9 protein-coding genes are annotated in these 15,413 nt (G+C 30.1%); 3 read left to right on the top strand and 6 right to left on the bottom strand.

The genetic code is table 11. From position 1 onward, the window contains the following. Positions 1–1,270: 1,270 nt before the first annotated feature. Entirely contained in the window at positions 1,271–1,444 is a 174-nt protein-coding gene (locus ERCIPSPA2889_RS02340) for a hypothetical protein (RefSeq protein WP_157989247.1), read from the top strand. 400 nt (positions 1,445–1,844) lie between these two features. On the opposite strand, the gene grpE is transcribed toward ERCIPSPA2889_RS02340, so the two are convergent. Then, positions 1,845–2,441: a nucleotide exchange factor GrpE gene (grpE, locus tag ERCIPSPA2889_RS02335; protein WP_157989246.1), complete on the bottom strand. Its 597-nt coding sequence runs from the start codon at positions 2,439–2,441 to the stop codon at positions 1,845–1,847. A gap of 121 nt (positions 2,442–2,562) precedes the next feature. Here grpE and nadK point away from each other — a divergent pair, with 121 nt between their 5' ends. Beyond that, positions 2,563–3,444, top strand: coding sequence for an NAD(+) kinase (gene nadK, locus ERCIPSPA2889_RS02330; RefSeq protein ID WP_157989245.1), 882 nt, complete (start codon positions 2,563–2,565; stop codon positions 3,442–3,444). Between the two features lie 127 nt (positions 3,445–3,571). Here the strand turns inward: nadK and tig are convergent, their stop codons facing one another. Both tig and ompA read right to left on the bottom strand, forming a co-directional pair. After that, complete coding sequence (tig, locus tag ERCIPSPA2889_RS02325; RefSeq protein ID WP_157989244.1) at positions 3,572–4,876, bottom strand: trigger factor; 1,305 nt, start codon at positions 4,874–4,876, stop codon at positions 3,572–3,574. Positions 4,877–5,907: 1,031 nt separating this feature from the next. Beyond that, on the bottom strand, positions 5,908–6,957 hold the full coding sequence (gene ompA, locus ERCIPSPA2889_RS02320; RefSeq protein WP_157989243.1) for a porin OmpA: 1,050 nt from the start codon (positions 6,955–6,957) through the stop codon (positions 5,908–5,910). 1,572 nt (positions 6,958–8,529) lie between these two features. Here ompA and corA point away from each other — a divergent pair. Next, positions 8,530–9,489: a magnesium/cobalt transporter CorA gene (gene corA, locus ERCIPSPA2889_RS02315; RefSeq protein ID WP_157989242.1), complete on the top strand. Its 960-nt coding sequence runs from the start codon at positions 8,530–8,532 to the stop codon at positions 9,487–9,489. A gap of 190 nt (positions 9,490–9,679) precedes the next feature. Here the strand turns inward: corA and ispH are convergent, their stop codons facing one another. From ispH to ileS, 3 genes are all read right to left on the bottom strand, one after another. Beyond that, a complete protein-coding gene (ispH, locus tag ERCIPSPA2889_RS02310; RefSeq protein ID WP_157989241.1) occupies positions 9,680–10,633 on the bottom strand; it encodes a 4-hydroxy-3-methylbut-2-enyl diphosphate reductase in 954 nt (317 codons plus the stop codon). 841 nt (positions 10,634–11,474) lie between these two features. Then, the gene (gene lspA, locus ERCIPSPA2889_RS02305) at positions 11,475–11,972 is read right to left on the bottom strand and encodes a signal peptidase II (RefSeq protein ID WP_157989240.1); all 498 of its coding nucleotides are present in this window, start codon (positions 11,970–11,972) and stop codon (positions 11,475–11,477) included. Beyond that, on the bottom strand, positions 11,969–14,785 hold the full coding sequence (ileS, locus tag ERCIPSPA2889_RS02300) for an isoleucine--tRNA ligase (protein WP_157989239.1): 2,817 nt from the start codon (positions 14,783–14,785) through the stop codon (positions 11,969–11,971). The genes lspA and ileS overlap by 4 nt, the downstream gene beginning before the upstream one ends. Positions 14,786–15,413: the final 628 nt, after the last annotated feature.

Here is a 15,413-nt window from a genome sequence, read left to right as displayed (position 1 = left end):
ATATTTTTTAATTTTATTTTAAAATATCTAGAATAATATAAATTTTTTACTAAAAATAAGCCTTTAAAATAATATGAGTGATTATTAATACTAATAGATTATTAAGATATATTAGATGGTATTATACGGTATTTAAATGCTATTTATATCTATTTTTTATATAATTAAAATTATTTATTTTATGATCAATCAATCATTATTAAAGATTATCAAAATAATATTTAATATTTTCTATATATTGGAAGATAACATATTAGTTATTAACTACTAGTAATTTTCTTAAATTTTAAAATCTATTTCTTTTTTCTAGTAACAATGCTCAATAAAACATAACTCATTAAAATGTTACACTGTACGCTTAGAAGATATCTTTTGTATAATTATTTGCGGATTATCTAAAAAATAAATAACTGTTTATATTAAAAGATGATTCTTTATAATATAATTAATTATTTAATAATATAATTGATAATATTGAATTATACCTATAATAATTATATGGAGATGTATGTCTTATTAAGGAAGATAGTAGAATATAAATTAATGCTTTTTGAATTATCTATCTAATCTATAATTTAAAAACATACATTTGATAATTTTTATTATATATCATTTTTAAGTAAAAGAATATTCAATATTTTAATATGTTACGCATTGAACCCATACAGGTTTGGAATTATAGTTTATAAAACTATGTATGAATCATGTATTTATTATATTTTTTTTTATATTTTTATAAAATTAAAAGATATAGTCATTGCTTTTTCAAAGAATTTTCGCTTTTATGTTTAATAAACTATGTATTTATAAGGCTGTATATTATATTAGTGCATGGATATCTTTATATAATGTATTCTTATATTAATATATATTAATGATTATCATAATAATAATCTTTTACTATAGATCATAACTGAATTCATCGTTTAGATATTATTTGACAAATAATATTTTTTATATAAAGATTAAAGAGTAAGAAAATTATTTTCTAAAACGACCTAGCGTATTATTGTGCTAAGTGAAAAAAAATTCTATTTTAGATATATCATAAATATGATATCTCGTCGACGAATAGTTAGTAAGATCATCTATCCTCCTTATTATGTTAGATTTAATGTTTTTATGTAACAGAACTATAGAAGGTCAACATAATTATTCTCGGTTAAGATCTATATCCTGAACCTAATCAGGCTCATGGGTTAGTTTTTTGTTTTTTCTGATATTATAATCTCCCGGTCTCTGATAAATATATAGAAAGAATTTTTTAGTCATGTTCCAGGATTTTCAATGTCACCTTACGGATTTCCAAAAAGCTAGGCAGATGAGAGGTGTTATTACTGAATGGTGTTTTAATCGTAGAATCTGGAAAATCCCACTCTTATGTCCATCTTGTCTGAGATTTTTTATCAATCAAGTAATTGCTATTATCCAATTAATACTGTGAAAAATAGTCTTTTGTCTTGTGGGGGTTCTGATACTTAAAAAATTTAGTTTAATTACTAATAGACGTCATTATATATGACTTAAATCACATCCTTTTGTATTTTTTGCGTATTGTAGATTTTTGGCTGCGTGCACTTCTCTAAAAGCAACTGATAGCTAAATAATATAGGAAAAATATCTATTCATTAAGTTTCATGATGATTATCAATAATATATATTCTATATTTTAATATTCATTATGCATGATTATTAAAGATCATGACAAGATTATAAAATAACATGTATAGTAAAATGTCTACTAGAGAGTATGTAAGACATAAATCCTATAAAAACAGTAGCTATGTAATGCAGCTACTGTTTTTATAAATTGTGTATTTTATATAAATCTTGTTATCTAAACTCTAATCAGTATGAACGATTTTGCTTTTAGAAACAGCTACCATGGCAGGACGAAGAAGACGATTATTGAGCGTATAACCTTTTTGCATTACCATGACTACATGGTTTGGTGCGATGTCTGTAGAATCTATCATCGTCATGGCTTGGTGAATTTCTGGGTTAAATGGTATGTTAGTCGTACTAATAACTTCCACTCCAAATTTTTTAACTGCATTTAGCAACGATTTCATGGTTAGCTCAATACCTTCAATCATCACTATTAATTTAGAATTATCTTTATCTGCTATTTCGAGTGCTCTTTCAAGATTGTCAATTACAGGTAAAAGTTCACTAGTAAATCTTTCTAAAGTGAACTTATGTATTTTTTCTATCTCTAATTTCGTTCGGCGTCGAATATTTTCAATTTCAGCTTGAGCGCGAAGTTGTATATCACGCGCACTATTTTGAGATTCAGCTAACTGCACCTCTAATTCGGTAAGACGTTTATCGCGCTCCTCTATTACTTCTCTAGCCTTCTCTTTGATCTTTATTTCTGTTTCTTCGCTCTCAATGGTCTCTGAGACTGGTATATTAGGAATATTATGTTCTTGACTACTCATAAATTTCTCCGCGTTTGTGCATATTCATTGCGCTGCTTTGTTTTATTATGGGGGTTTGTATCACAGTTTCAAGAGAAGTGTCATTATTAGAGAAATTTACTTTTCAAGGGATATTAATAAAATGAATCAGCCCTTTAGTTGTATTGGGATCGTTGGATATCCGCGTTATCCCGCTATGCTTGGTACTTGTAGTATGCTGTATCGTTGGTTAATCGACGCAGGTTATCAGGTTATCATTGAGAACAAGATTGCGAATGAATTAAAGATTTTCGAAAGAATAGCCATAGGTACTTTATCAGAGATTGGTTGCGCTGCTGACCTTGCGATAGTAGTAGGTGGTGATGGTAGCATGTTAGGGGCCGCGCGCGACCTAGCACGATATGACATTAAAGTGATAGGTATTAATCGTGGAAAGCTTGGATTTTTAGCCGACCTTGATCCAGATCATTCACAAAAACAGCTCTCAGAAGTTTTAGAAGGACATTATGATATTGAAAGACGTTTTTTACTTGAAGCGCATGTATTGAATCAATTAGGATCGCCTTATATTGGTACTGCCATGAATGAAGTGGTTCTTCATCCGGATACAGTAGCACATATGATTGAATTTGAAGTATATATAGATGAAATGTTTGCTTTTTCGGAGCGCTCTGATGGTCTGATTGTTTCTACACCTACAGGTTCTACGGCTTATGCACTCTCGGCTGGGGGACCCATTTTAACGCCATCATTAGATGTTATAGCTCTTGTCCCAATGTTTCCGCATACATTATCAGCACGCCCACTAGTAATTAGTAACAATAGTAGTATTTGTTTACGTTTCTCATCTATTTACACTGATCTAAAGATTAGTTTTGATGGACAAATAGCCATGCCTGTTCAAAATAATGGAAATATCTTAATTCGTCGCACTAATTATTCTCTTAATTTAATTCATCCTAAAAATTATAATTATTTTAGTATACTGAATTCTAAACTTGGATGGTCAAAAAAATTTTTTTAAAAATTAATCTATATTATGCTCTTTATGGTTTCTCATAGAGAAGTAGCATTGATTTATTTTTAGTGAAGCAGAAACTTATTTTATGTCATATACAATATAGGTAGCTTATTTGCGAGAAGGGTTTAGTTTAGTGTTTAATGGGTGGATACATAAACTCCTGGAAGGTTGTGCATTTTTCAATTATCTGTGCCTTTCTAAGAATAGCTTCTACTGCTTGTTCTTCTAGATCAGTATTATATATGTTTTTCATGAGTTCAGTATTCGATTGATATTGAGCTATAACCGCTTTTGGATCGTCATAAGCAGAAGCTATTTCTTCTATTAATGCTCTAACACGCTCTTTATTGGTTGTAATATTATAATTATAAATAACTTGAGTAAGAAGCAAATTCACTAGTATACTATGCTTGGTTTCCTCAAAAGAGATCATTTTAGAAGAATTCACTTTTTTTTTCGTTGTATTATGATAATTATTATTTTTCTGTTTTTCCAAAAGAGCCATCTTACTATCCACTAACGTATCTGGAATCTCTATGTAGTTTGTTTGTACTAATCCGATAATAACCTGTGATTTTATAAAATGACGGACTGCATTATTGAGTTCACGCTGCATGTTTTGGCGCACTTCTGCATGTAGCGTTTTAAGAGAGCCTTCTTTAACACCGAATTTTTTAATAAAATCTGTATCAATTTCTGGAAGAGTGTATGTTTCTACTTTTTTTACTAAAATATCAAATTTTATCGTTTGCCCTTGTAACGCTAAATTATTGTGATTTTTCGGAAAACATATTTCACTGGTAAAGTGTTCACCTGTTTTATGCCCAATAATACCTTCTTCAAAAACAGAGGTCATCTGTCCATCTCCGATGATCAATACAAGATTTGATTCTTTAAGATTTGGTAATGCATCGTTGTTTTTGAAGCCGCTAAATTTTATTGTAACACGATCTTTTATCCTAATAGGAGCATAAGTCTCCTTCCAGATAGCTTTTTGTTGACGAAGTATTTGTATCATTGAATCAACATCGGATTCAGTAACTGTTATAATTGGTTTTTCAATTTGTATGTTTTGAATTCCCTTTATCTCAATAGCTGGATACACATCAAATTTTACAGAGAAGGTGATATCTTTATCATCTGCGCTTTCCAGTATAATGTATACTGGGTTGCTAGACGGGTGAAGTTGATTTTTTATCATCATATCCATAAAGTAACGCTGCATTAATTCGTTGATCACGTCTTGTCGGATAGAGTGACCGTGATATTGTTCTATAATATGAAGCGGAGCTTTTCCTGGACGAAAGCCATCTATTTTTGATTTTTTTGCTATTTGTGCTAGTTTTTTTTTCACTGTGTCTTCAATCACTATTTTTTCAATAGTTAGTGTTATACACTTATTAAAATCTTGTGTATTATTTGTTAAAGCTTTCATTTTTATCTCCGAATGACCTATTTCGTTTGTTTTTGAGAAAACATTTTTATTTTAAGAGTATAATTCGATTAACTAGATACTGCATTCACTCCTTACTTATAAAGTCTCTTAATTGGAGAGAATTAATTATATTACAATCAATCACAGTCATATCGTTTTATCTTGAAAAGTTCGTGATAAAGTTTATCGATAATAAGATTATATTATTTTAGTTTTTTTTGCATGAGTTGAGCTTCATGATAGGATAGTTATACAATGTGAGGATAAAATACGATTTTAATAGATAATTATTGATAATATAAGAAATTAAAAATTTTTTTCTTTATAATATTTTTACCACATAATAATTTTTTTATATATAAAGAATATATTACTAGTTTTTTTCATAGTAATTATAAATCATCATGTTTTTCTATTAATATCTACTATTTTGTCATATTATTTAAATAAGTATGTTTATAATTAAACGTAAATAGATAATACTCGAAATTTATCAAATATTCTGCAATATAAAATAGCTCAGATATTTTACTAGTACATGACACTAATTTTTTATAGTTTTTTTATGTATTAGTAATACATGTATATCTTAATTATAAATAAGACAGACATCAAAAGACATAATATCATATATATAATATTATACTATAATTAGTAATTGAATATTGACACATGAAAAGTAGTATCTTATAGATACTTATCTAATTTTACCTGCTTTATTAGAAACACTTGAAAGTATTAGTTATTATAAAATAATAAGCATGTATAGTTATTTACCTTTACATTGATGTCAGATACGGTGTTATTATCAAATAATATTGAAAATATTTATGCTGTATTTTGCAAAATATATATGTTATTAACAATTTTTTGCTATTAGTTACCATGCTATAAATAGCATTAATGTATTTGTTATTTCTTAAATAAACAGTTTTCTTTTAAGTAATATAATGTTATGCAATAATTAACTATATATAAACTATATATACCCCTATAATCAGAGGTATATATAGACATCATACTTTATTAAATTACTGGTTTTCAATATCTTGCATATCTTTAACTTCAATTTCCACACGTCGATCTGGTGCTAAACAGACAATCAATTCTTGTTGATTTTGCACTGCATCACATGTATGTGTAGAAGCTGGGTTAGTGCTTCCTTCACTATGTGAGGAAATCTGGGTATTTGGTACACCCTTATCTATTAAATAGTCCACAACTGCTTGAGTTCGTTTTTCAGATAGTTTTTGATTATATTGCTCCGAACCAATGCGGTCACTATAACCTACTACTACTATAGAAGCGTTTTTAGTGTCTAGACTATTAACTTTAGTATACAATTGATCTAATATCTTTTGACCATCTGCATTTAGATTAGCTTGATTAAACGCAAATAGTACATCAGATTTTAAAGTGAAATGATTATTTTCTGGAGCGGAAGGTGATAAAGGAATAACACTCTCTTCTTCATCTTTACCAAAATGATAAGAAACACCGATATTGAGTAAACCATTGTTAGGGCGTGCACCAATAGTTCTAGCATTTCCGATATTATTTACCCATTGGTAGTCTAATCGTGTGGACCAATTTTTATTGATAGTATATTCCATTCCCAATGCTATAAGTGGTGACACACCGCTATCTTTAGAGCGCAGGTTAATATTGGTCGGATTAGTCTGCACTGTATTGGCATGCCACATCATGCTACCTAAACGGGTATATGCATCAAGATTATTAGAAATTGGATAGTTAATTTTTGCTGCTAGTTGGACTCCTTGTGCTTTAAAGGCACCATGAATGGTCTTGCCTTTATTTGGCATGCGACCAAACCAGTCATATCCTAAATCAAAACTTAAGTGCGGATTTGCTTGATAACCAAAAAACATACCAGAACCTAGTTGGCTCCGATGGTTAGGGCCATCATTTTGTTGGTGTGGGATATTAGAGTAACCGGTATCATCGTAATGAGACCAGCCCAATTTAACACCACTATACCAAGTGTTATCCTTAGGAGTAGCTCGCGCTACTGTAGCAAAACTAGCCAATGCCACTGCAATTGCGATAGCTGTTTTTTTCATTTTTTATGCCTCGTTATCATTTTAAATAAGCAATGAGCATAAGTTAGCTCTTTCGGTTCATCTCTTTGCCAAGTGATTCAGGTTATTTATCTTTCTACCATAATTCTAGAAGAACTTGGTTCCTTAATGCACTAAAGTCTACAACGTACTACAAAACTTACAAGTATGTTGTCGCATACCCTGATATAATAATAAGCAGAAATATAAACTATAACAAAGCCTCTGTGTTTGAGGAATGGGTATGAGATAATAATATGCTACTTTAGTATATTAATTTAGGCTCATAGATTGTAATATTTAATATTTTGTGATTACAAACTAGAACAGCAAAGCGTTCTATGTAGTATTAATAATTTTTACAGTCATTCTGCGTAATATAGTAAATATCTCACAAAACATTTTTTAGTTCATGTACCATATTATATATGGTTTTAGTAGTTATATATTCTGCACTATACGCTTATCTCCAGGTGAGTGAATAAGAAATCCATAATGATTATAATATAATCTAGTCTAAATTGAGTAAAATTTTTAAGAGTATAGCAAATAAGTTTTTCTAGATCTGTATAGATAACTATAATATTTCCGTAAAATTAAAGTACACAAATAGTATGTATAGCATATATAGTTCTATGAAGACCAGGTTTTCTGGTGTTATATATGTTTTAAGTATTATCTAGGGCAATTGAATAGCTCAAATATCTCATAATACAGCATAATACTGTATTATACTGCATAAAAACTATGATTTTTCTAGCGTGAGTAATAAATAAAAAAACTAATATAAATGTTATAGTACTGATATAAATAGACTACATGCGTAAAATATATAGAATATTATAATGATAACAATGATACAGATTAGGTTATACTTCAGAGGTAAAGTCGATTTAACATTGTTAATAAAAATATTAAATTCTCGCTGTAGTATTGTATAGAATGGAATAAGATTAAAAAAAGATATTGTCGGGTAGTTTTAGTATATGAACAAGAGTTCATAAGAGTTAAGTAGTCATAATAGACATAATATATGATGTATGTTTGTGATAAAAAAGGTCATCTTGGGATGTGAAATGATAAATGAAGAGTTTGTATATTTTTAAAAATGTTATTAGCAAATAATATGCTGAATTAGTTTTTTATATTAGATCAGATATTTAGTTAGTTAATCTCATAGAGTATATAAATGTATATATAGGGGAATATGTTGTGTATCTCAAATATTAATTACAATTAAAGGATACTAATAACGTGTGACTATAAATAAAAATAATTTGACTAAAAATGTTAAGTTCTTATGTAGATTTATATAAATTAAATACCTTAGAGAGATTTGTTTGTATTAAAATACCAGTAGGCTAAAAAAAGTATAGTAATTCTAGTTAAAATTCAGGGGATTATATAGAATTTATTCTATATTTTACTATTACCATCTTAAATAGTAGATACTTAAAATAAACTTTGAGTAGCAGAAGATGATACATAATGAATTGTATAATAAATCCTACTTTAATTAAGTTAAACTGTATTCAGCTCTTTACCTAATTTACCATCTTAACTTGAGAAAAAGTTATGTTGAACGCATTTAAACTAGAAAGAAGTCGTCTGCGTCGACTTATATTGGGGGGGCCCAATAGTAGCGATAATCTTAGTGAATCAATTTGGGTGGATCTCATTGGGCCAGAAGAAACACAACGTGCTCGTGTGCACAGCGTACTAGGTCAAGTTTTAGCTACAAGTCCAGAATTAGAAGATATAGAGGCTTCAGCTCGCTTTTTCGAAGATAAAGATGGTTTACATATCCATTCTTTTTTTCTATATGAGGACATAGATGATCATGCAGGAAATTCAACTGTAGCATTTACTATCCGTGGGGGTCGTTTGTATACCTTGCGTGAAAGAGAGCTTCCAGCCTTCCGCTTATATCGTATGCGAGCACGGAATCAAGTATTAATTGATGGTAATGCCTATGAGATTTTACTTGATCTTTTTGAAACAAAAATTGAACAGTTAGCTGATGAAATAGAAAATATCTCTAGTAATTTAGAAAAATTTAGTAGAGTAATTATGGAAGGTCAACAGGGAGATGAATTTGATAATGCTCTTTTAGCTTTGGCAGGTCAAGAGGATATAGGATGGAAAGTGCGCCTTTGTCTAATGGATACTCAGAGAGCGTTAAATTTTTTAGTACGAAAGACTCGACTACCTGGCAATCAGTTAGCACAAGCGCGTGAAATTTTGCGTGATGTTGAATCGTTATTACCACATACTGAATCACTTTTTCAGAAGGTAAATTTTTTAATGCAAGCAGCAATGGGTTTTATTAATATTGAACAAAGTCGTATTATTAAAATTTTTTCGGTAGTATCAGTAGTTTTTTTACCTCCAACTTTGGTAGCATCTAGCTACGGGATGAATTTTTCATTTATGCCAGAGCTGAGATGGAGCTTAGGATATCCATCAGCAATATTGCTGATGATATTAGCAGGTCTGGCTCCTTATGCTTATTTCAAACGAAAAAAGTGGCTATAAATTTATTTTTTTTATATTTTTAGGAGCTATGGAGATCATAAGACTTTATTCGAATTTTTCTTAATTAGGTTTATATCTATTAATAGATTATGATAATAATATAATTATAATGCCTTTTAGATTTTTCAAATACTAAAAAATATTTTTTTTATATTTTTATCCCATGTGATGGTAAACCTTAATCAAGTAATTAATAAGAATTTTTAGTTTTTATTCGTAATTCTTTTGGTATTTGAAATATTATATTTTCTGCATGACCAAGAAACTCTACGCTGTGCGTGGCACCAAGTTCCATGAGTTTTCTAATAACCCGCCTTACAAGAATATCTGGTGCTGATGCTCCAGCGGTGATACCAATACAGTTTATATTTTGTAGCCATTCTTCCTGAATGTCCTCCTCAGAGTCAATTAAATACGTTTGACATCCTAATTGTCTAGAAAGTTCTACTAAACGGTTAGAATTAGAGGAATTTTTTGAACCAACTACTAATATTAGCTCAGAACAATGCGCAAGATTTTTAACTGCTTGCTGTCGATTGGCTGTGGCATAACAGATATCATTTTTACGTGATCCGATAATTTTGGGAAAACGAGAATACAAAGCATTAATAATTTGTTGACTGTCGTCAATTGATAAAGTTGTTTGCATCATAAATCGTAGATTCTCTTTATCTTTTATCTGCAACTTAAATACATCACTTAATGTGCTAACTAAATACATTCCACCATGTGGGTTGGTGTATTGTCCCATAGTGCCTTCTACCTCTGGATGACCTTTATGGCCAATAAAAATAGCCTCTATACCTTGTTGGCTAGCGCGTAATACTTCCAGGTGAACCTTTTTTACCAATGGGCAGGTAGCATCATATACTATTAAAAAATCCCGTTCTATTGTTTTATCATAAACTAATTTAGAGACACCATGAGCAGAGAAGATCACAATAGATCTATCTGGTATCTGACCGATGTCTTCAATAAAAATAACTCCTCGATTTTTCAAATTATTTACGACATAGCGATTATGTACTATTTCATGACGCACGTAAATTGGTGCGCCATATATATCTAAAACGCGCTCAACAATACTAATCGCTCGATCAACGCCAGCACAAAACCCGCGTGGATTAGCTAGTAAGATTTTCATAACTGATCTCCAATTACGATCAGATGACAGTAATTAACATTAACCTATGATATATTTCTAATATTGAGAACATGGAATAGGAAAATAATAGATTTTTTAAAAGATGTTTAACCGCATTAAGAAACTTTTATGAAATTTGTGTTTATTATATTAAAAAATAATCTGATTCTGGGAGTGTTTATATATATTAATGTATGATAGCAGTTTTTAATTTTTCTTTTTTATCAAAAATAAAATATCTGATAGCAACATATATAGCATTATTAATTATGGATATTTTAATCTCAACATCGACTCTATAACTAAGATAAGAGCAATAAATAGATATATTTATAATTTATTTTATGTAATTTATAAATAAATATATGTTATCTTGTTATGTTTTATTAGGGAAGTTCTATAAAAAAAATATTATTGATTTGTTAGCATGATCTTCTACTAATAGACATTGGTTCTTGTGTGATTTTCAAAATTACAACTTTATTCAGTTATATATAATATATATTAAAATTTTTTTTATTAAGTATTTTGCATATATTACAAAATAGGTCATTAAATTATTCATTTATAATATAATTCTATATATAACTCATTAAGGATTCGATGATTTTGAAGGTTTCCTCTTTAATTATAATTTAATTATAATTTAATTATACTTTTTGTATAATAGTGAATAATTTTAACGTTATGATAGAAGGTATATTAATTGCTAATTACTAAGTAATAATATAAAACTGATTATAAGTTTTATTTTGCGCACTCAAGCTTTAGATTACTTTCTAAAAGTATTGAGTGATCTGGTTATAGAGGTTATTTTTAAATACCTTATTAGAATATAATATTAGCTTTTTTTATTTTTATGTTTTATTATTTTTCTTAGTATAAGCAAAATAGACCCCATACAGATTGCACTATCTGCAATATTAAATGTCGCAAAATGCCACTTTCCAATATAAAAGTCAATAAAATCAATAACAAAACCACGGTAAATACGATCGTAAAGATTACCCAATGCGCCACCTATTATTAAAGTATAGAAAAGACTATTATATTTATCATTAGTATAATAAAAGTATATTTTAACTAATAAGACCATAATTAGCATCCCAGTAATACTAGATAATAACCAACGATGCCACCCGTCTTGATTAGACAAAAAACTGAATGCTGCACCAAAATTACGGGTATAATAAAAGTTAAAAAGTGGTATAATTGATATGGATTCATGTAGAATAAGATGCTGAATAATCCATTCTTTACTACTTATATCGATAATTGCTACAATAATGGCTATCCATATCCAGCGCAAGCTATGGCAGCGTAAATTCAAATTAATCATGCAAATTTTCGCTCTTCACCGTCACCAATAATATTAGTAATGCAACGATTACAAATGTCTGGATATATTATATTTTGACCAATATCATCTGTGTGATGCCAGCATCTTAAGCATTTTTTATCGTTAGATTTATGCAGCACGATTTTAAGATTTTTTAGGAGTGTACTCTGATGGGCGTGAGTAGGTGCATGGTTTATATCTAAAACTATCACTTTAGATGTAAGTAAAACAAAACGCAATTCTTCATCTAGACGCAGTAATTTATTTGATAACTCCGAATCTGCGTAGAGTATTATGTTAACTTCTAGTGAATTTCTGATGAGTTGATCAATGCGAGCTTGCTCGATAATCTTGTTGACTGCTCCACGTACTTTGAGGATCTGATCCCAATACATATTATTCATTATTTCATGATCAGATAAGCTGAATAAATTGTTATACCATTCTTCAGTGAAGACATATTTTGCCCTATTACCAGGTAAGTATTGCCATATCTCATCTGCAGTAAAGGAAAGAATAGGTGCTATCCAACGCACTAAAGCTTCAGAAATATACCATAATGCTGTTTGACAACTACGCCGGGCTACACTATCAACTTTAGTGGTATACTGACGATCTTTGATCACATCTAGATAAAAAGCTCCCATTTCAATAGAGCAAAAATGTACTATACGTTGTACCACCTCATGAAATTGATAGGTTTCGTATGAGGCAATAATAGCATTTTGTGCTTCTAAAGCACGACCTACTGCCCACTGATCTAATATTAACATCTTCTCTTTATTTACTTTATCTTTTACTGGAGAAAATCCTGTTAGATTAGCTATTAGAAAACGCGCGGTATTACGGATTCGACGATAGCTATCGGAAGATCCTTGCAGAATTTGATCAGAAAAGGCAATTTCTCCTGAATAATTCGTTGATGCTGTCCAAAGACGAAGAATGTCTGCGCCAAGTCTATTAATAATATCTAGTGGCCTGATAGAGTTGCCCTGAGATTTTGACATTTTTCGACCTTCACCATCTACGGTAAATCCATGAGTTATTACTTGTCGATATGGTGCCACTCCTTTTGTGGCTGTTGATATTAATAGAGAAGACATAAACCATCCACGGTGCTGATCTGAACCTTCTAGATACATATCTGGCGTATTACCGTAATATTCAGGATAGTTTTTAATCACTGAATGGATGGTAGATCCTGAATCGAACCAAACATCTAATGTATCAGATATTTTACTATAATTTTCTGCATCAACATCGAGAATCTCGTAGCTATTTAAATCCCACCAAGCTTGAATACCAATCTTTTCTACTCGTTTGGCAACTTTCTCCATTATCTCTAGAGAATTAGGATGTATTTGATTGCTCTCTTTATGTATAAAGAGAGGTATAGGGACACCCCAGGTTCTCTGACGGGAGATACACCAATCTGGGCGATGAGATAACATACTATGAATTCTCGTTTCGCCCCAACTTGGTGTCCAAGATACTGATTTAATGTTTTTTAAAGATTGTGTACGCAATCCCCTTTGATCCATACTAATAAACCATTGTGGAGTAGCGCGAAAGATAATAGGGGTTTTATGACGCCAGCAGTGTGGATAGCTATGCTCAATAATTTCCATGTGCAGTAAGGCACCTTTTTTATCTAATGAGTCCAGAATAATGTCGTTAGCTCGAAAAATGTTTACACCATCTAGTTTCGACCAAATTCCTGGCAGATAGCAACCATCTGGTCCTACTGGATTAATAGTTTGAATAGAATATTTTTGACTGACGGTATAGTCATCTAAGCCATGGTCAGGGGCGGTATGTACTGCACCAGTACCCGTGTCTAGCGCAATATGCTCACCAAGAATGACAGGAGCAATATAAGATAGAAATGGATGTTGAAATTCTATCATTTCTAAAAATTGTCCTTTCAAGGATCCTAGTACAGTCCAGTGATTTATTCCAATACGAGCCATAACTACATCAATCATATCTTCGGCAAGTATAATCGCTCTACCCATGATTTGTATCAACTGATAGCTGAATTTTGGGTTTACTGCAATAGCGCGATTTGCAGGCAAAGTCCATGGAGTTGTTGTCCATATTAGTATAGAAATTGGACCTTGAACACAAGTAGTGATAAATCTTCTCTGTACCTCTTTTTTATCTACAGCATTAAATAGAACAGTTATAGACGGAGACCTTTTATTTAGATATTCAATTTCAGCATCCGCCATAGCAGATTGACAATCCAAGCACCATTGCACCGGTTTAATGCCTTGATATACATGACCATTTTTAATGATTTTTCTCAATGTTCGGATAATGTTAGCTTCCGTTTGAAAATTCATAGTCTGATAGGGGTTATCCCAGTCTCCTAATACGCCAAGACGCATAAAATCAGATTTTTGCTCATTAACTTGTTTATTAGCATATTTTCTGCAAGCTATCCGAAATTCTGCTGGGCTAATTTTTTCACCAGGCTTGCCGAGGAGCTTCTCAACCTGATGTTCAATTGGTAGACCATGACAATCCCAACCAGGAACATAAGGTGCATCATAACCTGATAAGCTTTTTGATTTAATAACAATATCTTTTAAAATTTTATTAACTGCATGACCAATATGAATGTTACCATTAGCATAAGGTGGCCCATCGTGTAACAAAAATATCTTTCGTCCTATTTTTGCTTTTCGGATTATATTGTATAGCTTATCATTATGCCAACGTTGTAGGATATGTGGTTCTTTTTTCGCTAAATGACCTCTCATTGGAAAATTTGTCATTGGTAAATTTAAGGTAGTTTTATAGTCAATCATTAAGATTCTCGATTTTATCTCTGTCGGTTGTATTAATAATAAATATTAACTAATATGGATCACACCTTGTAATGTCATAGTTAATGTAAGGTATTTATCATATGTTAAAATATATTTTATATAACATTTTTTTATTTTCTTAGTTCTTGTTCAATTCTTTTAAGTGCTAATAGCAAATTAAAGATAACCGATGATTTATATAGTCAGATTACTTTTATATAGTGATAAGTTATAATATCAGTTATTAATTTAATTTTAATAAGGTTCAATTAATTAAAAAAATAAAATATTTTATTTTTATTAAACTTGTTGCTCTATATATATTCTATAATGGTTTATAATGTTTTTGCGCGCTTTTGTAAATATAACCATAATTTAATATGCATTATATGCAAAGCATATAGCGCTAGTGATAAAATATAAATTTTGTGTATTATTTTGTAAATAAAATCCGATATTTTTACTTATTATCATAATAGTATGGACATAAAAAGAACAACACTACTTTTTAAAAAAATACTATACTAAAATAGTTAGAAATTAAAAAACATTTACTGAGTTTATTAACATTTTAATGTAGGTTGTTGCAATATCAAGTGTAATTATTGAAGTCTTGTGACTATCTATT

It is taken from the genome of Candidatus Erwinia haradaeae, assembly GCF_900698985.1.
GTDB lineage: Bacteria > Pseudomonadota > Gammaproteobacteria > Enterobacterales > Enterobacteriaceae > Erwinia_E > Erwinia_E haradaeae_B.
The sequence above is the reverse complement of the archived record's forward strand: the minus strand, read 5'-3'. Positions and strand labels throughout refer to the sequence as shown.

Coding starts and splice junctions, on each gene's coding strand:
- grpE (WP_157989246.1), bottom strand. CDS start 2,441: ATGAGTAGTCAAGAACATAATATTCCTAATATACCAGTCTCAGAGACC.
- ispH (WP_157989241.1), bottom strand. CDS start 10,633: ATGAAAATCTTACTAGCTAATCCACGCGGGTTTTGTGCTGGCGTTGAT.
- ileS (WP_157989239.1), bottom strand. CDS start 14,785: ATGATTGACTATAAAACTACCTTAAATTTACCAATGACAAATTTTCCA.
- ERCIPSPA2889_RS02340 (WP_157989247.1), top strand. CDS start 1,271: ATGTTCCAGGATTTTCAATGTCACCTTACGGATTTCCAAAAAGCTAGG.
- lspA (WP_157989240.1), bottom strand. CDS start 11,972: ATGATTAATTTGAATTTACGCTGCCATAGCTTGCGCTGGATATGGATA.
- ompA (WP_157989243.1), bottom strand. CDS start 6,957: ATGAAAAAAACAGCTATCGCAATTGCAGTGGCATTGGCTAGTTTTGCT.
- tig (WP_157989244.1), bottom strand. CDS start 4,876: ATGAAAGCTTTAACAAATAATACACAAGATTTTAATAAGTGTATAACA.
- corA (WP_157989242.1), top strand. CDS start 8,530: ATGTTGAACGCATTTAAACTAGAAAGAAGTCGTCTGCGTCGACTTATA.
- nadK (WP_157989245.1), top strand. CDS start 2,563: ATGAATCAGCCCTTTAGTTGTATTGGGATCGTTGGATATCCGCGTTAT.